Origin of the sequence: Virgibacillus byunsanensis (genome assembly GCF_042675965.1) — a bacterium.
In the GTDB taxonomy this organism is placed as follows: Bacteria; Bacillota; Bacilli; order Bacillales; family Amphibacillaceae; genus Virgibacillus_R; species Virgibacillus_R byunsanensis.
On record NZ_JBHTKJ010000007.1, the window covers coordinates 375450 to 396960 of the forward strand.

A 21511-nucleotide genomic window follows, 5' to 3' on the forward strand; every position below is an offset into this window, starting at 1 on the left:
TTTTGAGGAGAGATAAAATGAAAACAAAACTCCATGAAGAAAAGCAAGTAATAAATGATATAAATTTAGAAATACCAAAACGAATATTATCTAAATTTAGCAAGTTGATTCGAGAATCTGGTAGTGATGATGAAAAAATAGCAGCTTCTTATCTTACAAGTTATTTAGAAGAGTGGGAAGTTCCTCATCAAGTTCATTATCCAAAACTTTACTTGAGTGTACCTAAGGATTCATCTTTACAGATAAGTCACCCAATAGAAAAAAATATCAGAGCGAAGGTACCTTCATTTTCAAAAGCTACAGAGAAACAGTGTAGTGGAGAAATTGTCTATATCCAATCGAAGAAAGCTTCTAAAATTGAGGATATTTTTTCTGGAGGCCTAATAGAACATGATGAGGATAGTTTGAAAGATAAAATTGTTTTAACTGAAGGATATCCAATGCCTGGACAAGTCAGTACTTTCCAAGAAAGTAATGCTAAGGCAGCTATATTCATTAGCCCTGGCCAACGTATTCATGAAGGGATATGTACACCTGTTTGGGGTTCGCCAGATTTAGATAGTATGGATAATGAACCTCATATTCCTGTTCTATCAATTAGTAAAGAAGATGGGGAATTGCTAAAAAAAATATGCGAACAAGATACTGCACATATTAAGTTTGAAACAAACTTAGACAAAGGATGGTTTGATTGTCCATTGATAGACATTTTCATCCCGGGAACAGTCGAAACAGACAAGTATGTTTTACTGCATGGACATTTGGATTCTTGGCATGAAGGAATTGGTGATAATGCAACTGGAAATGCTGCTTTATTGGAGATAGCGAGAGTATTGCACAAGAATAAGGATAAAATAAAAAGGAGTATTCGTATTGCTATTTGGCCAGGCCACTCTACTGGACGTTATGCAGGCTCAACTTGGTTTGCTGATCAATATGCATTAGATTTAGATGAGAACTGTATCGCCCAGGTTAATTGTGATTCACCAGGTTGTCGCTGGGCAACATCATATTCCAATATTAATTGGATGAGTGAAGCAGATGAATTCTGTAAAAAAGCAATTAAGGATGTTGTTGGTCAAGACTCTTCTGGTTCAAGGCCAAGACGTTCAGGTGATTATTCATTTAATAATATAGGGATCACTTCTTATTATAAACTATCATCTACTATGCCAGATGAACTTATAAAGGAAAAAGGTTATCATCCAGTAGGCGGTTGCGGAGGAAATATAGAATGGCACACTGAAGATGACCTACTACACATAGTAGATTACGACATCTTAAAGAAAGATATAGAACTTTATCTAGTTTCAGTTTTTCGGGTACTTAATAAACCCATCTATCCGTTTAATTATGTTAATACTATTGATGAAATTATAAATACAATTCAACAATATCAACAAGAATCTGGAAGTCATTTTAACTTTGATTTAGCTTTGCACGAGGCTGAACAATTAAAACAATCTTTAACTGAATTTTATCAGAATATAGAGTATTTAAAAGGTGAATCAATAACAGACATAGATGTACAGAAACAGAACAATAAATTACTGAAGTTGGGGAGAATTTTAATTACGATGAATTATTCACGAAGTGGTAAGTTCAGACAGGACCCTGCACTTGAGGTGCCACCACTACCTGATATAGCGCCTGCTCTAACACTTCAAAAGCTTCAACCTGATTCTCACCTTTATAATGTAACAAAAAACCATTTAACACGTGGTCAAAATCGTATTATTTTTTCTTTAAGAAAAGTAAAGGAAATATTAAAAACTAGTAATTAAGCATTTATTAAACTATTAATTTAAGAAGGGAAGATATAAATGAATTTAAATAAAGTACTCCAAGTGCTAGAAAGTAATTTTGATAAAGATTTGGAAAAGGTTCGTGATTTGTTAAAAATGCCAAGTATTAGCTATACTGGGGAAGGGATACAAGAGACAGCAAGTCGTTTAAACGATTTGATAATAGAAATGGGAGGAACTTCTGAAGTTGTTAAAACTGAGGGACACCCTATTGTATTTGGAGAATTAGACGAAAACCAGGAACATACAATACTAATATACGGTATGTATGATGTAATGCCTACAGATGAAGATGGTTGGACTGTGGATCCTTGGGGAGCAGAAATAAAAGATAATCCAAAACTAGGACCATGCATAATAAATAGAGGAGCTGTAAATACAAAAGGCCCACTTGCTGCATTTTTTAACACTTTAAATGCTATTAAAAAAGTTGATGGTAAACTGCCTGTCAATATATTGTTTGCTTTAGAAGGAGAAGAAGAGATGGGTAGTAGAAGTTTCCCAGCATTCCTTGAAAAATATAAGGATAAACTATCGAAAGCTGAAGCTGTGCTATTCCCATTTTTTGAACAAAATCATGAAGGAACCCCGAGTCTAAGACTAGGCACAAAAGGATTACTCTATTTTGAGTTAATTTGTCAAGGTGGAGATTGGGGTGGACCAAGAAGCAGAGGAATCCATGGTTCTTATAATGCCTGGGTGAAAAATCCAGCCTGGAGAATGGTAAATGCTTTATCTACATTAGTAGATGACAATGAAAATATTCTTGTTGAGGATTTTTATACGGATGTTGCCGACTTAAAAGATAATGAAAAGAAAATTTTACGAAGACAAGTGGATGAAAATTTATTTAATGAAAATGTATTTTTGGAAAACAATGATGTAAAAACATTTAAGTATTCTTCTAAAGGATTTGATTTATGGGAAAAGTACTTTAGTAGACCTCAGCTGAATATAGATGGGATATACTCTGGATACACAGGACCCGAAACAAAAACTCTTTTACCACATATTGCTACTGCAAAAGTAGACGTTAGAATGGTACCGAATATGGATCCAGATAAAGTAGCAGACACGATTCGTAAACATCTCGATCGGAATGGGTACTCTGATATTGAAATGAAAATTTATAACAAATATTATTGGTCGAAAGTAGATTTTGAAGAAAATATCGTTCAAGCTATGGCAGATACTTACCGTGACATGGGTGAGGAACCACAAGTCTGGCCACTAAATCCTGGAAGTGCACCTTATTATGTGTTTGAAAGACACTTGAAAATACCTTATGTAGCTGGAGGTATGGGTCATGGATCGCGACAACATTCTAGTGATGAATATTGTACAGTTCAAGGAGTTCTTGATTTTGAAAAATCTATGGCTATATTCTTAAATAATTATAAGAAACGAGTATCAGATAACTAATTTTCACTAAATGAGTTACAAAAAATCAATGAGTTAAAATAACTTAATCGTCATGCTTATATAGATACCTAACTTATAACTAATAGAAGTGCAAAGTAATAGTAATTCCGTTATTTTGCACTCCCTATTTCTATTTACGAGAATTGATAAAATATAATTATTCCCCTTTTTGGGTACTTTCATAGACTGTACAGTTGTCTGTTACTCCATTACAATTAAATAAAATACATATCAAGGGGCGAACGAGCATGAAAATAGATATTTTAGGATACTGGGGAGCCTATCCATCAGATGGTGGGGCTACTGCTGGATATTTAATTTCTACTGATGAGGGTCGTATTTTACTAGATTGTGGTAGTGGGATTATGAGTAAGCTTTCACTTATATCAAAAGCCGAAGAGCTTTCTGGGGTAATTTTGTCTCATTTACATTATGATCATATGTCTGATGTGGGTGTTCTACAATATGCGGTTGCAGGAGCTTTGCGTACAGGCAGAATGAGTGAAAGGATTAAAATTATATCACCAACAGAGCCTGTAAATAAGTGGGAACAGATTCAGAGTAAGCAGTCTGAGAATATTCCTTTAGAACAATTGACTAGTCTGACAATGGCTGGTGCTGAGATAGAATTTTATGCCGTAAACCATACGATACCATGCTATGCAGTCAAGATTACATATAAAAATAATGTGTTTGTTTATTCGGCTGATACGACGTATATGGATTCTTTAGCCGAGTTCGCACAAGGTGCCAATGTATTTATTTGTGAGGCAACCAATTGCGAGGGGAGTACGCACACTGTAGGTGCAGGGCATATGGATGCTAAAGAAGCTGCTAAAATTGGGAGGAAGGCTAAAGTCGGGAAACTCATCTTGACACATTTACCATCTGATGGTGATTTTCAATTAATGAAGCGGCAGGCAACTGAGGTGTTTGGTAGAGAAGTATATTTGGCAACAGAAAATGATTCGATCACATTGGAGTAGTTACTATCCCGGATTTTATTGGTTTTGGGAAAAAGTTCAAGTGGTGTATAACGTAAAACCATGTTATAATCATAAAGCGATGAGCTGATTTGTGTAAGACGAAGGACAATGCAATACATGTGAATGTGAACACATGGTTCTGCGCCACAAATAAACGCGAGAGACGTCTGTATGTCATACAGGCGTTTTTTTAGTAGATAAGAAAGTATAAAATTTTCTTATCTACATAAGTGTAACTAAGGCTTCCGCCATTAAGGCTTGGCGATAAGCCAAGTTTTCTAATAGCTTAGGAAATTATAAAATTAGGAACCTATGGATAAATTATTAACTGCTTAAGCCACGTCCAACTCCAGCGCCCAACGACTAGTGGGCTTCCTGATCCTCCTTGTGATAAGTCAACATCGAATCGCTTACGCTCTTCGTGTTTCCTGTATCTCACGCGGATAAGTCCAGCCCATACGTCTACACGGGCACTTGCGCTTTTTTTTCTAAATACCTGTTCTAAAAATATAAAGTGAACATATAATGAAAAATGTGCATTTTATCTTTAGCAAAACTTGCATCCTTTTTCATCAAATTTTTCATGTAGTTATGCTAAGGGAACAAGAATAGTCATGTGGATATGACTACATATGGGAGGGCGTTTTAATGCCGTGTGGAAAACATCAATTGGAACTTGATATTCCAATAGAATACACTTGGAATTTTGTTAGTGATATGAACAACTGGGCTCCATTAGTGCCGGGTTATGTGAAACATGAAATTATAAGTTGTAATCAATCAACTTGGGAATTCAAAGGGGAAGTTGGGAAGATAAAAAAATCAGTCTGTCTTCAAATAGATATAACCGAATGGAAGAAACCATCAACAGTCTCATTTAATTTAACAGGATTAAACGAAAACTTTGATGGAAATGGATATTTCCAAGCTGAAAAAATTAATGATAAGTTGACAGCTATGACTGGTTTTCTAAATATAACTGCAAGAGGATTCACTGGACCAATGATTAATTCAGTTCTAAGGACAATCGTTCCAAAAACCACAAGAGAGCTCACTGCAGCAGTTGCTACTAAAATGGGAGAAGTAGAAACTGTTATGCATTAATATAGATTGGAGCACGGATATCGCAGAAAACGGGGGGGTGCCTGTCACTTCCTGGTTTATGTTGAATATTGTCGAATGGATGTTAGTTTTTGGTAGCTATTAGCATGAAATTTATTATTAAACTAGCAGGAATTCTTCTTTCGTGTGACGAATTAAAAAGATGTAGAAGAAGGGAGAATTATACATATGACGAATCAAGCAACGATTTTATTTTCTAACGATGCACGAATGGAGAAGGATGAATTCATCAAACAGTATATCGAAAGTAGTTCAACTGCTTTTAGTACAGTATTCATCGATGGGGAATTAATAGTTGGCATAAAAGAAGTGAGTGAGAATACACAGACATACGAGAAAGTGAGAATGTTAGCAGGATCAATTGCCAGAGCGCTAGGTGGTCGTAAAGTTGAGCAGGCTTCTATAACTGAAAAAGAGCTTACAAAAGCTTTTTATAGTCTAACGACAGAATCTGTCATAACAGCATTTGTGGAAGGATGGAGTTTAGGGTCGTATCAATTTTTAACCTATAAGTCCAAAGGGGATTCAGTTAAAACGGAATTGCAGGTTAAGGCTGATGAAAAGTTCCAGTCATTTGTTGAAGCTGGTAAGAATCGTGCTGAAGCGATGGCATTTTCACGTGACTTAATGAATGAGATTCCAAGTATCTTAAATCCATCAACGTTTCCCTCTATTTTAGACAAAGAATTTGCGGATACTGATGTAGAAGTGACTGTTTTTGATAAAGAAGAACTTGAAAAAAGAGAGATGAATGGTTTATTAACAGTTGGTCGAGGAAGTAAACATTCACCTGCTTTCGTTGAACTGTCATATTGTGGGGATGAATCTAAACCGCTTGTCGCACTAGTAGGAAAAGGCGTGACATTTGATACTGGTGGTATTAGCTTGAAAAAAGGAAGAGATTTAAGTAATATGCGCTATGACATGGGTGGTTCAGCTGCTGTAGCTGGGGCGATGAAGTTATTGGCAGCGTCAAAAGCTAATGTAAATGTGGTCGCACTCATTCCGATTGCAGAAAATGTTCCGGATCGTCACGCTGTGATTCCGGGTGATGTTGTTCATTATAAAAATGGATTGCATGTACAGGTAGGTAATACGGATGCCGAAGGAAGACTGATTCTAGCGGATGGACTAATCCGTGCTGGGGAGTTAAAAGCTGACTATGTAGTTGATATTGCTACATTAACTGGAGCGATATTGAATGCATTAGGATCTAAACTCGCCGGGGTTTTCGGAGATGAGGAACTATCTGCTGAGATGAAACAAATTGGTGATGAAAATGGTGACTTCAACTGGCCGATGCCACTAGTAGACGCTTATGATAGTTACTTGGAAAGTGAATATGCCGATTTTAATAATACGAACGGAAAAGCTGAAGCAGGTTCCATTGTTGCCGCTCTATTCCTACGTCGCTTTGTGCCGGAAAACTGTAAATGGCTGCATGTCGATATGGCAGGAGTCATGAGTACCCAAGAGAGAGGATATTACTCTAAAGCAGCAAGTGGATTTGGCGCAAGATTACTAGCCGACTTTGTAGTTGGGAGATAGAAGAAAGGTGTCACTTCCCGGGTTTTTTTAATATTGTCGAATAGAGTTATGGTTGTTAAACTAGGGGGGAACTAGATTAGGCTAGGCTTCCCCTGTGTTTTTGCTTTGACCAGCACCGAGAAGGTATTCTAAAGAATTTGGTCCTTCATTTGTTCCACCCATTTCTTGTTCATCTACAGTAAGTGGAGGAAACTCCCTAACATGAAAAGTGTTTCTTAATTCGGATTCCATTTTATCATCTATTTGTAAGGTTACGAGTGTTTCTTGTACAAAAAATCACTCTTCTTAAGGAGTTTCGGATTATCATTGCTTTAAAACGTTTAAATCCAGAGCTATCGAGCACGACATAAATCATTGTTTTTCTTATTGTATTAGCTTATACTATTTAAAGGTTTTCATTAGTATTAACGGAGGAGGTTTTTTAATGCAACGCATGATGTGTAAAGGAAAGATACATAGAGCTACCGTAACAGAGGCTGAACTTGACTATGTTGGCAGTATAACAATTGATTCCAAATTAATGAAAGAATCAAACATTAAACCTTATGAAATGGTGCAAATTACAAGTGTAAAAAATGCAACTAGGTGGAAGACATACGCCATACCAGCTCCAGAGGGTTCTAACCGTATCTGCTTGAATGGTCCCCCTGCACACTTATTTGCTCCAGGTGATCTTGTTATTATATTGAGTATGGGGCTCTTTACCGATGAGGAAATAGAAGATTTAAAACCGAAAGTCGTTTTTGTGAATGAGGAAAATGAGATTACTAGTGTGGAAGAACACGATCTGCATTTGCCGAAATAGACTCGGGAAGGTGCCTGTCACTTCCTGTTTTATGTTGAATTATGTCGAATTAATTGCTGCTGATTTTAGTGGATAGGATATCCGCTATTTTCAGCAGCGTTTTTTATGTAAAGTTTATGAAAATAGCCTTTTATCATACTCCGCCCGTGTGATTTCTTCATTTTCCTATAAGTAAAATGAAGTTATTCATGTCTGACCAATCATCGAAAAACAATTTCACTACTTCGCCTGGATTTCCAAAATCAATTATTATGGAAAAAAGAGGGAGAGGTGGAAATGGTGGCTCGTAAAAAACGTATTTGGGAACCGGGGTATTTTTATCACATCGTATGTTGTGGCAATCGACGCGATGCACTTTTTATAGATCATAGTGATTTTAACATGTTTCTTCAGATGCTTGAGAAGGTGGCTAAGAAAACACCTTTTGATCTTGCAGCGTATTGCCTAATGACAAACCACTTTCATCTCCAAATTCAATCGAATGAACATCCAACTTCTAAAGTAATGGCATAGATAATGACCGATACGCTGATTATTTTAATACGAAGCATAAGTTTACGGGACATATATTTGAAAAGAGGCATTATGATAAAATTATAACTTCTCCTGAGGGGATGCTGGAGACTAGCCGCTATATTCATTTAAATCCACTTGAAGCTGGAATGGTCGATAAATCAGAAGCATACCAGTGAAGCAGCTACCGACTCTATTACATTTCACACATCACAAAATAGTTCAAATGAATTGCATATTGGACTGCTTCTCAGGAAATGAAATGGAAAAGCAGAAAAAGTATAAAGATTTTGTAGAGGAAAAAAGAACGGTTGATGTTAAATAAGTAGTAAACAAGCGCCTATACGGTGTTTTTTATTTTATTAGTATCACTATCGTATTAGATTGAAATTTTTATAGTATAATAGTTTCAGAAAGATATTCTATAGTGGGGGTCCAAACATGTTCTGTTACAACTGTGGTGTTCAAACGGATTATGACAGAGTGAAATTCTGCTCTTCGTGTGGCGTGCTGCTTGAGGGTGAAGGAAGACAGCAGGGTCATTACGAAGAAAATAATAAGGAATCCTCGGCAACTGTGGAGGAGCCTGTGAAAGACATTTCGCAACAAGCTAAAGGAACTTTTTTACAAGCTACAGAACGAATAAATGCGATGGTTGGAGAACAAGGGAATATTGATTTAAATCTACGTGATGTGTTTTCTTCGGTATTTAAAAAGCATACAAAAGAGGAAGGGGAAACGCTTTTTATTGCCGGAACTGTGATGACTACTCCAGCCGAAAGCGAAATTTCCACTTCATGGCCTAAGCCTTGGTTATTTTCCAGGGTGTTTATTGTTTTAGCCATTACATATATTTTATTATCAATTAGTACATATACATTCCATAATATGAATGCACTACCCGGGGTGCTCATGGTCGGTTCTTTTGCTGTTCCTATTTCGTTGCTGATTTTCTTTTGGGAAATGAATGCACCGAGAAATATTAGTGTTTATGAAATCGCTAAGATGTTTTTTATCGGAGGAGCATCATCACTTGTTATTACACTTTTACTGTATACGATGTTTCCAGTTTATGACTTGAATTATACGGGAGCTGTAATTGTAGGGATCGTTGAAGAAGTTGGCAAGCTAGTAATTATTGCTTACTTTATCAAAAAGTTGAATACAAAATTCATTTTAAATGGGTTGTTAATTGGGGCGACTATTGGAGCAGGGTTTGCTGCGTTTGAATCTGCTGGTTATGCTTTTAATTTTCGAGAGGTATATGGAGACGAAGCGATGATTTCCATCATATTCCTTCGCGCTTGGTCGTCCATAGGAACACATGTTGTATGGTCGGCGATTGCAGGTGCTGCCTTGGTGTATGTGAAAGGGGAAAGACCACTGCAAGGTGATCACTTCTTTGATTCTAAATTTGTGAAATTGTTTTTGGTAGCTGTTGTATTGCACGCTGTATGGGATATGCCGATTTATCTATTGCAACATTTTTATTTGCAGTATATTATACTGATTGTTATAGCATGGATATTTATTTTTACCCTAGTCAATGCGGGGTTGAAACAGATTATGAGATTAAGCGAGTAGTTATTTAAGGAGTCTTTTCATGATAAATGCACGAAATATAAGTTTATTGGAAACAGCAATTCTCGCTTTTTTAGGAGGAAGCTTTTTTAACTTTGCCAACCTGCCTTTACCTTGGGTGTTAGGGCCTCTGGTGTTTGTAATGCTTTGGCAAGGTTTTACGAAACGGGAAATGGTTATTTCAGGGTATGTTAAAAATGGAGGATTTATAATACTAGGTATTTCCTTTGGGTTATATTTCACAGTTGAAACGTTCCAGACCATTTTTCCCTACATGGTTCCCTATCTTTTTTTGACTTGTGTCCTTATTTTGATGAGTATTCTGCTAGGGTTGGTTGTAGCGAAATGGATTGCGGTAGATAAAATAACTAGTGTATTTTCCTGTATTCCTGGTGGTTTGTCTGAAATGGCTATAGCTAGTGAATCGCTGCGTGCTAATTCAGCACTAGTAGTTATTTTTCAAACCATTCGACTGTTAACCGTTTTGTTTACTATTCCTACTGCTATGACTTTTCTGTTCGCTGATTCAGTTGAGCCTGTTACAGATATACTCGTTGCTGAAACGAAAACTAGTGGTGTGTGGAATTATCTTTGGTTTATTTTCCCGATCATACTAGCGATACGAATTCGTAATAAGATCCCAGCTGGAATTCTCATTGGGGCACTTGCAGTGACAGCAGTGATGAATGTGAGTACGATTAATTTACCCCAGATTCCGGATGCTCTCTTTATTGCTGCTCAAATAGCTGTTGGAACTAGTCTAGGAAAAAATATATTGTTTCGTCATTTAAAGTTAGGTGGAAAATATTCTTTTGTTTATTTTGGGATATCGATTATATTGATCTTAACGGCTGTTGGTCTAGGGGTGGTGCTTGCGAGCTTTTCAACGTTAAATTATGCAACGGCAATTTTAAGTATTGCCCCGGGTGGACTATTTGAAATGGTATTAACAGCTTCAAGTGTCGGTGGTGATCCAGCTGTTGTCAGTGCGCTTCAACTAATGCGGATTTTATTAATCGTTCTTTGTGTACCCCCATTATTGGGATGGTATTTCCGTTAGGTGACTGTCACTTCCCGGTTTTGTCGAATGCTAATCTACTCGAATTCACTATAAAAGCCGGTACCCATGAACGTGGGTACCGACTAACAAGCTGGGCTATTTTTTCTTAAACTTACTACCACTCGTCTTTGCCCTTAGCTTTTCCATTAAATTAGATGCCTTCTGTGCTTCTTTTTCCGTTGTTTCCTGATCAATAGAGAGGATTTTATAATCACCATTTTTTTCTTTAATATTGAAATAAGTGTTAATCTCACTTCCCTTAGGCAATTCTTCTGCGGGAATAACTAAGGCTTTCATTTCCTCTTCAATGAGTATGACAGCTTTGTCGTTATCTTCAAATCGGTCTAATACACCTTTCATTTTTTACCCTCCTGTACATGCTATTCCTTCTTCTTTTATGTCTGCTAACCTGGATGGTCCAATTCCGCTGATGTTACGAAGATCATCAACAGAATTATATGGCCTTTGATCTATCAGATCCTGTGCTCGTGACGGGCCGAAATGAATAATTTCTTGTATTTCCTCAAGTGTTGCTGTGTTAATATCCACACAATTGCTTGAATCATCTTCTTCAGCTGTTTTATTTTCCTGTGTTTCTTCATCATCACCAGATCCTGAGTTGTCCGCTTGTCCAGTGCTCTCTGGACTAATTGTGCCGTCTTTATTAGTCATAATATCATAATTATTTCCATCTGTTGTTATCACAATGGTTCCATGGGCATCTGTTCCGTACAAGTCTATCCCCGCATTTTGAATGAGTGAGACAACTTCTTCATGCGGATGGCCATATTGACTATCGACTCCTGCGCTATATATTGCAACAGATGGGTTTGTTGCATCAATAAAGGCAGGAGAGCTAGATGTGTTAGAACCATGGTGCCCGAGTTGTAAAATATCTACATCTAAATCGAGTCCGCTAGACAACATATTTGATTCTGCATTCTGATCGGCATCTCCAGTGAATAAAAATTCCACTTCTCCATAGGTGAATTTAAGGGAAACAGATTCTTCATTCGTTTTTCCGGAAATGGTTTTTGGATAGAGGACATCAATTTCCATAGGTCCAATTTCAAATTGCTCACCAGTTCTTGGTTCATGAAAGTCCGCCTCACTTGAGATCACAGCTTCGACTGCACGCTGAAATGTTTGTGAGGAACTTTCATTACCAGACATCCATACTTCTCCTGCGCCGTATGTGTTAACGACTTCCGCTAACTGTCCGATATGGTCGGCATCCGGATGACTAACAACAATCAGATCCAGGTAGGATACATCTTGTGATGCCAGGTAATTAACCACATCATTACTTCTCCAGTCGCCTGTGTCGAAAAGAATCGTATAGGAGTCGTCCTGATCGGCATATTCAAACAGTGTTGCATCAGCTTGTCCTACGTTAATATAGTGAACTTGTAATCCGGATAAAGGTGCATTATGGTTGTTCTGTTCATCAGAATTTGAAGTATTCGAATCGGTGGTTTCTTCTGGTTCGGATTTATCTTCGTCTTCTGTACTCTCTTCTCCCTCTTCATCAGAAGTGTGAGATTCCGTCGTTTCTGCCTCTGTCGAATTTTCATCGTTTGTTTCTGAATTTATGTTTTGGTCTGTATCCTGTCCACACGCTACCAAAATGATAACCAAAAACAACGATAGTAAGAAATTTTTATTCACGTAATTGTTCCCCCAATAAAGCTCTACATTATTTTTAAGAGTATCAAAGTTATCTGATAGAAGCCAGAAGTATGGTTAAAAAATAATTTTACAAGCTTAAAAGAGGGACATTATCCAATTTTTCACTAGGGTAAAAATCAATTTTGAGATGGTTTATGGCGGTGATTTTACCGTTTTTCTGAAGTGCAGGATGCGGTAAATACTGAGATAATAAGGCAAACGCATGAGGTGTAAATAAATGAACCGAATCATTCATTTTTTAGGGACTGGACTAGTACTTTTGGGTGTGGTTGTGATACTTCACTTTGATATCGATGCACATGTAAGTAGTAATGAAAAAGATACTTTTACAACAAAAGGTGTCCTCGACCGTTTTGAAGATGATCAAGCAGTTATTCTTATGGAGGAAAAAAAGGAGGAATTGATTGTTGCTAAAAAGACTTTGCCAGCCGGAAGTAAGCTCAGTACGTGGTTTCATATAAAATGGAAGCATGATAAGTATATGATTTCCTCTATTGATTATAAAAAAACGAGGGAAGAAGCATCAAAACTTAGAGAATTAAGGAAAATACTTCGATAAATTTTGCTCCAAGCGTATTAGAAAACGATACCTTGACTAAACTGTTTGTAAAAATGAGTTGGAACTACAATGGGTTTTCTAATATTAGGTTGGTTAAGCTTCATTTTCGTTGTTACATGTACCAAAAATGTGACGACTTTACTAGAAGGTAAGGCAGACTTTTCTTTTGTCCCAGATCCGCAATGGTCGGGTCTATTTAAAGTTTATCCAATAAGTGATATAAGCATAGTAGAATTTTTTGGACATTTTATGATGTTTTTTATATTAACTACTCTCTTAGTTGCTCTATTAAAAAAGATAACCATCGCATGCCTGCTTGCTTTTATGTATGGGGTTATTATTGAAGTACTCCAGCTCTACTTTGGCCGTGGTGCTGAACTGTACGATATTATTGCAAATTTAGTTGGTATTGTAGCAGTCGGGTTATTGATTCGTGTCGCGAAATATAGTACGAAGGGGGATAGTGTTTCAACTGTGAAGCAGAAAACGAGTTAAGCCATGTTAGTTTTAGGCTGTTTTCGTACGCAATTGTTGCTTTTTATCTTCATAGTTGATATAAACTGTGGCGTAACTTTCTCGACATCGAGTGCTATAAAACCGCTTCGGCAGAATGTTTAATTATGGACGCTTTACCAGCGGCGGAAATACACGAAGACTCCTTGAAAAAGGAAATCACTTTTTCTGCGTGCGATGTAATGCTGCCGTAGCTTTCCTTGTTCTGCGGGAGGATAGGCATAGGTGAGCGACCAAAGTGCTTCAGCACGTGGTCGCTCACCAGCCGCCCTAGGATGTGCGAAGTGTATTTCCAGAGCGAGTAAAAGCACTAACCATTATCTGAATTTATGTCGCATTATATATCTATTCTCTCACAAGCAACAAACTTTACGAAAATAGCCTAGTTTTAAGACGTATACTTTTCGGGTTGTTGAGGAAAGTTAGTGCAAATAGTGTAAAAAGAAGGCTGATGGTATGAGAAATTTTATGTTAGTGAGTATGCTTACGTTCATGTTTTCCCCAAGTGCAGTAGAAGCTAAAGCTCAAGAGAATGAAATAGGTTATAAGGATGTACAACATAACTGGTTGGAGTTCAGTACGGGTTATGAAACTATTGAGACGGATTCACACGAATATACGTATTGGAAAAATTTCATGCGACATACCAGAACCTGTGATATTTCCCATAAGATTAAAACGGTCGTGTATTATTGTGATCTTCATAATCATACGAACTCGAAGTCATTTTTGGAAGAGACTATCCATAGTTTTAGGCATTAAATTTTAAAGCAGGCAAACATAACCATTGTTCGGCTGCTTTTTAGAGAGCTTAGTAAATTATAAAATTAAGAGCCCGGATATTAACTGCTTAAGCCACGTCCAGATCCGACGTACAGGACAAGGAATGCTTCTCTGAAAAATACATCGCACACAGAAAAAGTGCTTTTCTTTTTCATGGACGTGGTGAACTTAGTCTGTAAGGGAGCTTCGAGCTATTCTTCTAACTTCAATCAATTAACTAAATATTTACATAAATGTAGGACTAGATTACAATGGGGATGGAGGTGATCCGTAAATGGCAGTTGTAACAGTTGATTTCGATGGTACCCTTTATCAGGGCAATTCATTTAAGGTAATGTTTCAAGCAGCGCAAAAGGAGTATTCTTTCAAACAGTGGGGCATTGTTGGATTCGGAATCGTAAAAGCGGAGGTAGTAGGCCTACTCAAAGGGAAAAATGCTTTTCGTCTGGAATTTTTCAAGGCATTTGCTAAATCATTTAAGGGAAAAACGAAAGCAGAATTGGATGAGTTTTTCGAACAATTAGTTAAAATTGGTAAGGAAGACGTACATCATGATTTGGTTCAAGAAATACGTGAACATCAACATAATGGGGATACTGTTATCATATTATCCGGTGCGCTCCATCCTTTTTTAAATGCTTTTACGAAAGCATTGGAGTTGGACGTGCATGTTATTAGTACGGAGATAGAGTTTGAACAAAATGGCGTATGTACTGGCAAGCTCGGTTCAATTATAAATGGGGATGAAAAAGTTAAAAAAGTACAGGAATGGGTAGATCGAGAGGACCTTCAGAAGTCTGATACTGCTGAAATCTGGGCATATGCTGATAGTGAAAGTGATATTCCGTTATTTCAATTTGCTACATATCCGGTTGTTGTTAATCCAAATCAAAGTATGAAAGAGATTGCCAAGAAAAACAATTGGCCTATTTTTGCTACATGATCTACTATTTTTTCCAATAGAATAACCCCCGGCATTTTCTAATACCGAGGGGTTATGTTTGCTCCTATACGGACGCTCTTAGACCCATTTCACAATTCTCTTCTACCTTCACGACCCAATTAAAAGGATCGTCCACTCTACCATATTGAATTCCTGTTAATGTGTCATATAATTTTTTTGCAACATTACCAGTTTTTGCGTCGTTAATGATCAGACTCTCATCGTTCCATGTTAATTGGCCAATTGGTGAGACGACTGCTGCTGTTCCTGCGCCAAACGCCTCTTCTAGAACACCGTCTTGATGTGCCTGGTATACTTCTTCCATTGAGATCTTCCGCTCCACAATTGGAACATTCCAATGGTTTAACAGCTGGATGACAGAGTTTCTTGTAACACCTTCTAGAATACTGCCATTTAATGCAGGTGTAACCACTTCCCCGTTAATTTTGAAAAATACGTTCATGCTGCCAACTTCTTCAACATACTTTCGTTCCACACCATCAAGCCACAAAACCTGGGCAAAACCCTTACCTGCAACACTTTCCTGTGCTTTTAAGCTAGAGGCGTAGTTACCACCGGTTTTTGCTTCTCCGGTTCCTCCTGTTACAGCACGGACATACTGGTTTTCTACTGCAATTTTTATCGGATTAATACCTTCTTTGTAATAAGCACCCACAGGCGATAGTATGATTATAAATTTATAATGACGGGATGGAGCTACACCGAGATAAGGCTCGGTTGAAATAATAAATGGTCGAATATAAAGAGACGTTCCTTCAGCGTCTGGAATCCAATCTTTTTCTAATGCCACTAGTTGCTGGATTGCTTTGATAGCAAATTCCTCGTCAATAGGTGGAATGCAAAGACGACTGTTTGAACGATTCAACCTGTGAAAGTTCTTTTCTGGGCGAAATAATTGAGCTTCGCCATTTGGTGTCAGGTATGCTTTCAACCCCTCGAACACAGATTGCCCATAATGAAATACCATAGCTGAAGGATCAATGCTGAGTGGTTGATATGGTACAATTCGTGGATCGTTCCACCCTAACTCATCCGAATAGTCCATGATAAACATATGGTCTGTAAAAACTCTACCAAACTCCAGTTGTTGCGTTTTCGGCTTTTCCTTTCTTGAAGAACAAAGATCCAACCGAATTGTTCGTTCTTCCATGTCACCATCCCCTTGTGTTAAAGATTGCTATCAATCATAAGATATTTTCCAAATTAAAGCAAGGCTATTTTTAGTTAAATTTAAAAATTCGTATAAAATAGGCGTTTTAAATTAAAATAATCCTTGATTTTTACGGTTATTAAGTTTAGAATACGTTCAATATTCATGTATTAATTTTTAGAAAACTTGGCTTATCGCCAAGCCTTAATGGCGAAAGCCAAAGTTGCACTTATCTAACAAGGAAGGGGATGCTAGGGTGGAAAAAGATTTGCGGATAAAAAGTCAGGTTTTCAGTGAGGGATCTTTGAAGGCGCCAAACCGTGCCATGTTAAGGGCTGTTGGTGTAACGGATGAGGATTTTAAAAAGCCGATGATTGGTATTGCAAGTACGTGGAGTGAGGTGACACCATGTAATATACATATTGATGATTTGGCAATTTATGCAAAGGAGGGCGCAAAAGAAGCAGGCAGTGTACCATTGATTTTTAATACGATTACAGTTTCGGATGGGATCTCAATGGGGACTCAAGGAATGCGCTATTCGTTGCCAAGCCGTGATGTGATTGCAGATTCTATTGAAACCGTGGTAGGTGCAGAAAGCTTGGACGGCCTCGTTGCCATTGGAGCTTGTGATAAAAACATTCCGGGATGTATGATTGCCATTGCTAATGCAGAGGTTCCGGCTGTATTTTTGTATGGTGGGACGATTGCACCAGGAAACCATAACGGTAAAGATATCGATATCGTTTCTGTGTTTGAAGGGGTCGGCAAGCATAACAATGGCGATATAGATGACGAGGAATTACGATCGATTGAATGCAAAGCATGTCCTGGAGCAGGATCATGTGGAGGGATGTATACAGCAAATACAATGGCATCAGCAGTTGAAGCGATGGGAATGAGTTTACCAGGCAGCTCGTCGAATCCTGCTGAGTCACAAGAAAAGGCAGCAGACTGTAGGGATGCAGGAGAAGCTGTGTACCACTTGCTGGAAAAAAGAATTTTTCCAAAAGATATCATGACCAAGGAAGCATTTGAAAATGCAATTACAGTTGTCATGGCGCTTGGGGGGTCAACAAACGCTGTTCTTCATTTGTTGTCCATCGCCCATGCCATTGAAGTAGATGTGACAATTGATGATTTTAATCGAATTCAAGCAAAGACACCACATCTTGCTGATCTAAAACCAAGTGGTCAATATGTCATGCAAGACTTACATCGTGTTGGTGGAGTGCAGGCGGTAATGAAACTCCTTTACGAAGCAGGCTATTTACATGGGGACTGTATCACAGTAACTGGTAAAACCATCGCGGAAAATATGGCAGAAGCACCTTCACTTGAAGAAGGGCAAAACGTTATTATGCCATTTGAAAATCCGAAAAGAGCCGATGGTCCGTTAATCGTTTTAAAAGGTAATTTAGCTCCGAGTGGGGCTGTTGCTAAAGTATCAGGAGTTAAAGTGAAACGTCACTCAGGTCCTGCTCGCGTATTTAACACCGAAAAAGAAGCTACTCAAGCGGTCAGGGAAAATAAAATAAATGACGGGGATGTATTAGTTATACGCCATGTCGGACCTAAAGGTGGGCCGGGTATGCCCGAAATGTTATCCGTGTCCAGTTTGTTAGTTGGGAAAGGCTTAGGCGAAAAAGTTGCCTTGTTAACCGATGGTCGATTTTCAGGTGGAACACATGGATTAGTTGTTGGCCACATTGCACCTGAAGCTCAAGTTGGTGGGCCAATTGCATTTTTACAAGAAGGCGATACCGTAACAATTGACTCTGACAAAAAAGAAATAACGGTTGAAGTTGCAGAAGCTGTATTAGAAAAACGCCGTAAGGAATGGGTTGCCCCGCCATTATACAAAAAGGGAATCCTAGGAAAATATGCACATAATGTTTCGTGTTCGTCAAAAGGTGCTGTAACAGATTTTTTGGCAGATAGGAAAGTATAAAACTATCCTACTTGCATAAGTGCAACTAAGGCTTTCTAATAAATAGAGAAAGTTTATTTTGATGACTCCGGGTAATGAGCCTGGGGTCATTTTTTACAGGGGCCACCCACTATTTGTGGGCGCAGTCGATTCGTCGTTAAACGGCATTTGTGCTTTGGGTTTGTGTAATAAAAATGTAATATTATATTTATTCTTTCAAATTAATGATTATACAAGGGTTGTAAGCGCATACAAATAATTAGACTTATCAAAAGTATCAAAAAACTTTTAAAAAGGTGTTGACCCTTTCTTAAATCCGTTATATGATTAACGGCAATATTAACTATTCAAAAATCACTTATTTCTGAAAATAAGATTTCGAAAGAATTTAATAAACCTAACTCAATGACGGGAAAAAAGGAACATGTTAATTGTATTTACAGAGATCTAGGGTTGCTGGAAGCCTAGAAATACGAGTTGTTCTGACATCATCTCTGAGTGCTAAGTTGAACGAACTTACTCCATTAGACTTGGCCAGGTGCACGCTCATGCACCTGTTATCAAATAGGCTGAACATCAGCTTAATAAGGTAGTATTCGTAAGAGTGCTATAAACCTGGGTGGTACCGTGAAAAGACTCTTTTCTCCCCAATAATTCTGTAAATGCGCAGATGTTTAGGGGGTGTGAAGGGTCTTTTTTTAGTAGATAAGAAAGTATGAAATTTTCTTATCTACCAAGTAGAACTTGACTACCGGTTAAAAGTATAAGGAAATCGAAGGAAATTGCCACTATAGTGGGAATCCATGGGTTTCTAAAATTAAAAGGAGGCGAGTAGTAGTGAAGGTTGAGGCAAAGCGTGAAATGAGTGGTACGAAAGAAGGGATAACGGGTGCAGATTTACTTATTGAAACATTGGTGGATGCTAAAGTAGATACGTTATTTGGTTATCCTGGCGGAGCGGTATTACCTATTTATGACGCGATATACCGTAGTAAGGCACCTTTTGAGCATGTGTTAACAAGGCATGAACAAGGTGCAATTCACGCAGCAGAAGGTTATGCAAGAGTTACCGGAAACCCGGGAGTGGTGCTGGCAACATCTGGTCCTGGTGCAACTAATTTAGTAACAGGAATTACCGATGCAATGATGGATTCGTTGCCATTAGTAGTTTTTACTGGTCAAGTAGCAAGTAGTGTGATCGGAACGGATGCATTTCAAGAGTCGGATGTAATGGGGATCACAACACCCATTACCAAGTATAACTATCAAGTGAAAAACGTGTCCGAGATTCCTAGGATCGTTAATGAAGCATTTCATATCGCTACTACAGGTCGACCAGGTCCAGTTGTTGTAGATATTCCTAAAGATGTATCTGCAGTGATCTCAGCCGAAGAATTTGAAAATGATTTTTATTTACCTGGATATCAACCTAATAAAACGCCAAATCCATTGCAGATGACTAAATTAGCAGAAGCGTTAAGTCGATCCAAAAAGCCACTCTTACTGGCTGGTGCAGGCGTGTTATTTGCTAAAGCATCAGGAGAGCTAAAGGAATTTGCTGAGAAATACAAGTTACCGGTAGCAAACACGTTGCTTGGGTTAGGGAGTTTTCCAGGTTCAAACGAACAGTCCTTAGGAATGGCTGGGATGCATGGATCGTATGCAGCTAATATGGCGATCTATGAATGTGATTTATTAATTAATATCGGAGCACGGTTTGATGATCGTTTAACCGGAAACTTAAAGCATTTTGCACCGAATGCACGGGTAGCCCATATTGATATTGATCCTGCCGAAATAGGAAAAAATGTGCCAACGGAAATACCGATCGTGGCAGATGCGAAGATAGCGTTACAAACCTTGTTAAAAAGCTCTATAGACGTGAAAGGTCATGGCGATTGGACAGTGAAATTACAGCAAAATAAATCAGATTATCCGTTATGGTACGAACGATCAAATGACTTGATGTCACCTCAATGGTTGATTGAACAAGTGTATCGTGTATCCAATGGGGAGGCGATTGTTACAACCGATGTGGGTCAGCATCAAATGTGGGCAGCACAGTTCTACACATTTGATAAACCAAATCGTTGGGTTACCTCAGGTGGACTTGGAACGATGGGGTTTGGCTTTCCGGCAGCAGTTGGCGCGCAATTAGGTGCTCCGCAAGATTTGGTTGTTGCTTTAGTTGGTGATGGCGGCTTTCAAATGACGCTTCAGGAATTGTCCGTGATCCAGGAAAGAAATCTTCCGGTCAAAGTAATTATTGTGAACAACGAGGCGCTTGGTATGGTGAGGCAGTGGCAAGGAAGCTTTTATGAAGCAAGGTATTCGGAGTCTATTTTTTCTACCAATCCTGATTTCGTAAAACTTGCAGAAAGCTACGGGATTCGCGGGTTGAAAGTGGATCAGGAAGATAATCTCGTCCAGGTGCTCGAGGACGTATTTTCCTATGATGGGCCTGTTGTAGTTGATTGCCGCGTTGTTCAACTAGCAAATGTTTACCCGATGATTGCCCCAGGTAAAGGAATTCACGAAATGATAGGGGTGAGGAGATGAAACGAATCATCATAGCTACCGTTCAGAACCGGGGAGGTGTTCTTAACCGGATTACGGGGATGCTTCATAAACGTCAATTTAATATTGAGAGTATTTCGGTTGGTAGCTCCGAAAAAGAAGGTATATCCAACATGACATTTGTTGTTGAGGTTGATGACCATCAAAAACTCGAGCAGTTAACTAAACAGTTAAATAAACAAATAGACGTACTAAAAGTAACAGATATTTCGGATAAGGCAATTGTTGCAAGGGAGCTAGCACTTATAAAAGTTGGCGGAAGCGGTCAGTTACGAGCTGAGATTCAAGGCGTTATTGCTCCGTTTCGTGCATCAGTCATTGACGTTAGTAAGGACAGTTTAACCATTCAGGTAACAGGAAAGCCAGACAAAGTAGAAGCACTCATTTTGTTACTCAGACCATACGGAATCAAAGAGCTTACGAAAACAGGTATGACTGCATTTTTAAGAGGACATCAGCCCAAAGAAGTAACGGAGATTAATTCACATTTAATATAAAAAATTT

Annotated in this window: 20 protein-coding genes; 16 read left to right on the top strand and 4 right to left on the bottom strand. The window is 38.2% G+C overall.

Going from position 1 to position 21511, the window contains the following annotated elements; genetic code table 11:
* Positions 1–17: 17 nt before the first annotated feature.
* The 5 genes from ACFQ3N_RS03445 (at position 18) to ACFQ3N_RS03465 (ending at position 6883) form a co-directional block, all read left to right on the top strand.
* Positions 18–1784, top strand: a complete 1767-nt coding sequence (locus ACFQ3N_RS03445) for a M28 family peptidase (protein WP_390359554.1) — start codon at positions 18–20, stop codon at positions 1782–1784.
* Positions 1785–1823: 39 nt separating this feature from the next.
* Positions 1824–3227, top strand: a complete 1404-nt coding sequence (locus tag ACFQ3N_RS03450; protein ID WP_390359556.1) for a M20/M25/M40 family metallo-hydrolase — start codon at positions 1824–1826, stop codon at positions 3225–3227.
* A 248-nt stretch (positions 3228–3475) separates the two neighbouring features.
* Positions 3476–4213, top strand: coding sequence for an MBL fold metallo-hydrolase (locus ACFQ3N_RS03455; protein ID WP_390359557.1), 738 nt, complete (start codon positions 3476–3478; stop codon positions 4211–4213).
* Positions 4214–4861: 648 nt separating this feature from the next.
* Positions 4862–5317, top strand: a complete 456-nt coding sequence (locus ACFQ3N_RS03460; protein ID WP_390359559.1) for a CoxG family protein — start codon at positions 4862–4864, stop codon at positions 5315–5317.
* A gap of 186 nt (positions 5318–5503) precedes the next feature.
* Positions 5504–6883, top strand: coding sequence for a M17 family metallopeptidase (locus ACFQ3N_RS03465; RefSeq protein WP_390359561.1), 1380 nt, complete (start codon positions 5504–5506; stop codon positions 6881–6883).
* Positions 6884–6964: 81 nt separating this feature from the next.
* Here ACFQ3N_RS03465 and ACFQ3N_RS03470 read toward each other — a convergent pair whose 3' ends face one another.
* Entirely contained in the window at positions 6965–7114 is a 150-nt protein-coding gene (locus tag ACFQ3N_RS03470; protein ID WP_390359563.1) for a hypothetical protein, read from the bottom strand.
* Positions 7115–7307: 193 nt separating this feature from the next.
* Between ACFQ3N_RS03470 and panD the strand changes: the two genes are divergently transcribed.
* From panD to ACFQ3N_RS03490, 4 genes are all read left to right on the top strand, one after another.
* On the top strand, positions 7308–7688 hold the full coding sequence (gene panD / locus ACFQ3N_RS03475) for an aspartate 1-decarboxylase (protein ID WP_390359565.1): 381 nt from the start codon (positions 7308–7310) through the stop codon (positions 7686–7688).
* A gap of 276 nt (positions 7689–7964) precedes the next feature.
* Entirely contained in the window at positions 7965–8201 is a 237-nt protein-coding gene (locus ACFQ3N_RS03480; protein ID WP_390359567.1) for a transposase, read from the top strand.
* Positions 8202–8642: 441 nt separating this feature from the next.
* A complete protein-coding gene (locus tag ACFQ3N_RS03485; RefSeq protein WP_390359569.1) occupies positions 8643–9785 on the top strand; it encodes a PrsW family intramembrane metalloprotease in 1143 nt (380 codons plus the stop codon).
* A gap of 19 nt (positions 9786–9804) precedes the next feature.
* The gene (locus ACFQ3N_RS03490) at positions 9805–10842 is read left to right on the top strand and encodes an AbrB family transcriptional regulator (protein ID WP_390359570.1); all 1038 of its coding nucleotides are present in this window, start codon (positions 9805–9807) and stop codon (positions 10840–10842) included.
* Between the two features lie 96 nt (positions 10843–10938).
* Here ACFQ3N_RS03490 and ACFQ3N_RS03495 read toward each other — a convergent pair whose 3' ends face one another.
* Complete coding sequence (locus ACFQ3N_RS03495; protein ID WP_390359572.1) at positions 10939–11202, bottom strand: DUF3006 domain-containing protein; 264 nt, start codon at positions 11200–11202, stop codon at positions 10939–10941.
* Positions 11203–11205: 3 nt separating this feature from the next.
* On the bottom strand, positions 11206–12510 hold the full coding sequence (locus ACFQ3N_RS03500) for an MBL fold metallo-hydrolase (RefSeq protein WP_390359574.1): 1305 nt from the start codon (positions 12508–12510) through the stop codon (positions 11206–11208).
* 238 nt (positions 12511–12748) lie between these two features.
* Here ACFQ3N_RS03500 and ACFQ3N_RS03505 point away from each other — a divergent pair, with 238 nt between their 5' ends.
* From ACFQ3N_RS03505 to ACFQ3N_RS03520, 4 genes are all read left to right on the top strand, one after another.
* On the top strand, positions 12749–13090 hold the full coding sequence (locus ACFQ3N_RS03505; protein WP_390359575.1) for a DUF3006 family protein: 342 nt from the start codon (positions 12749–12751) through the stop codon (positions 13088–13090).
* A 69-nt stretch (positions 13091–13159) separates the two neighbouring features.
* Positions 13160–13585: a VanZ family protein gene (locus ACFQ3N_RS03510; RefSeq protein WP_390359576.1), complete on the top strand. Its 426-nt coding sequence runs from the start codon at positions 13160–13162 to the stop codon at positions 13583–13585.
* A 474-nt stretch (positions 13586–14059) separates the two neighbouring features.
* Entirely contained in the window at positions 14060–14365 is a 306-nt protein-coding gene (locus tag ACFQ3N_RS03515) for a hypothetical protein (protein WP_390359577.1), read from the top strand.
* A gap of 295 nt (positions 14366–14660) precedes the next feature.
* Positions 14661–15329, top strand: a complete 669-nt coding sequence (locus ACFQ3N_RS03520) for an HAD family hydrolase (RefSeq protein ID WP_390359579.1) — start codon at positions 14661–14663, stop codon at positions 15327–15329.
* Between the two features lie 64 nt (positions 15330–15393).
* Here ACFQ3N_RS03520 and ACFQ3N_RS03525 read toward each other — a convergent pair whose 3' ends face one another.
* Complete coding sequence (locus tag ACFQ3N_RS03525; RefSeq protein WP_390359580.1) at positions 15394–16500, bottom strand: branched-chain amino acid aminotransferase; 1107 nt, start codon at positions 16498–16500, stop codon at positions 15394–15396.
* Between the two features lie 256 nt (positions 16501–16756).
* On the opposite strand from ACFQ3N_RS03525, the gene ilvD reads away from it, so the two are divergent.
* The 3 genes from ilvD to ilvN all read left to right on the top strand — a co-directional run bounded on the left by ilvD (position 16757) and on the right by ilvN (position 21504).
* Positions 16757–18451: a dihydroxy-acid dehydratase gene (ilvD, locus tag ACFQ3N_RS03530; protein ID WP_390359582.1), complete on the top strand. Its 1695-nt coding sequence runs from the start codon at positions 16757–16759 to the stop codon at positions 18449–18451.
* Between the two features lie 816 nt (positions 18452–19267).
* Positions 19268–20989, top strand: coding sequence for a biosynthetic-type acetolactate synthase large subunit (gene ilvB / locus ACFQ3N_RS03535; protein ID WP_390359584.1), 1722 nt, complete (start codon positions 19268–19270; stop codon positions 20987–20989).
* On the top strand, positions 20986–21504 hold the full coding sequence (ilvN, locus tag ACFQ3N_RS03540; RefSeq protein WP_390359586.1) for an acetolactate synthase small subunit: 519 nt from the start codon (positions 20986–20988) through the stop codon (positions 21502–21504). The genes ilvB and ilvN overlap by 4 nt, the downstream gene beginning before the upstream one ends.
* Positions 21505–21511: the final 7 nt, after the last annotated feature.

Coding starts and splice junctions, on each gene's coding strand:
- ACFQ3N_RS03505 (WP_390359575.1), top strand. CDS start 12,749: ATGAACCGAATCATTCATTTTTTAGGGACTGGACTAGTACTTTTGGGT.
- ACFQ3N_RS03485 (WP_390359569.1), top strand. CDS start 8,643: ATGTTCTGTTACAACTGTGGTGTTCAAACGGATTATGACAGAGTGAAA.
- ACFQ3N_RS03525 (WP_390359580.1), bottom strand. CDS start 16,500: ATGGAAGAACGAACAATTCGGTTGGATCTTTGTTCTTCAAGAAAGGAA.
- ACFQ3N_RS03465 (WP_390359561.1), top strand. CDS start 5,504: ATGACGAATCAAGCAACGATTTTATTTTCTAACGATGCACGAATGGAG.
- ACFQ3N_RS03490 (WP_390359570.1), top strand. CDS start 9,805: ATGATAAATGCACGAAATATAAGTTTATTGGAAACAGCAATTCTCGCT.
- ACFQ3N_RS03510 (WP_390359576.1), top strand. CDS start 13,160: ATGGGTTTTCTAATATTAGGTTGGTTAAGCTTCATTTTCGTTGTTACA.
- ACFQ3N_RS03480 (WP_390359567.1), top strand. CDS start 7,965: ATGGTGGCTCGTAAAAAACGTATTTGGGAACCGGGGTATTTTTATCAC.
- ACFQ3N_RS03495 (WP_390359572.1), bottom strand. CDS start 11,202: ATGAAAGGTGTATTAGACCGATTTGAAGATAACGACAAAGCTGTCATA.
- ACFQ3N_RS03515 (WP_390359577.1), top strand. CDS start 14,060: ATGAGAAATTTTATGTTAGTGAGTATGCTTACGTTCATGTTTTCCCCA.
- ACFQ3N_RS03460 (WP_390359559.1), top strand. CDS start 4,862: ATGCCGTGTGGAAAACATCAATTGGAACTTGATATTCCAATAGAATAC.
- panD (WP_390359565.1), top strand. CDS start 7,308: ATGCAACGCATGATGTGTAAAGGAAAGATACATAGAGCTACCGTAACA.
- ACFQ3N_RS03450 (WP_390359556.1), top strand. CDS start 1,824: ATGAATTTAAATAAAGTACTCCAAGTGCTAGAAAGTAATTTTGATAAA.
- ACFQ3N_RS03455 (WP_390359557.1), top strand. CDS start 3,476: ATGAAAATAGATATTTTAGGATACTGGGGAGCCTATCCATCAGATGGT.
- ACFQ3N_RS03470 (WP_390359563.1), bottom strand. CDS start 7,114: ATGGAATCCGAATTAAGAAACACTTTTCATGTTAGGGAGTTTCCTCCA.
- ACFQ3N_RS03520 (WP_390359579.1), top strand. CDS start 14,661: ATGGCAGTTGTAACAGTTGATTTCGATGGTACCCTTTATCAGGGCAAT.
- ACFQ3N_RS03445 (WP_390359554.1), top strand. CDS start 18: ATGAAAACAAAACTCCATGAAGAAAAGCAAGTAATAAATGATATAAAT.
- ilvN (WP_390359586.1), top strand. CDS start 20,986: ATGAAACGAATCATCATAGCTACCGTTCAGAACCGGGGAGGTGTTCTT.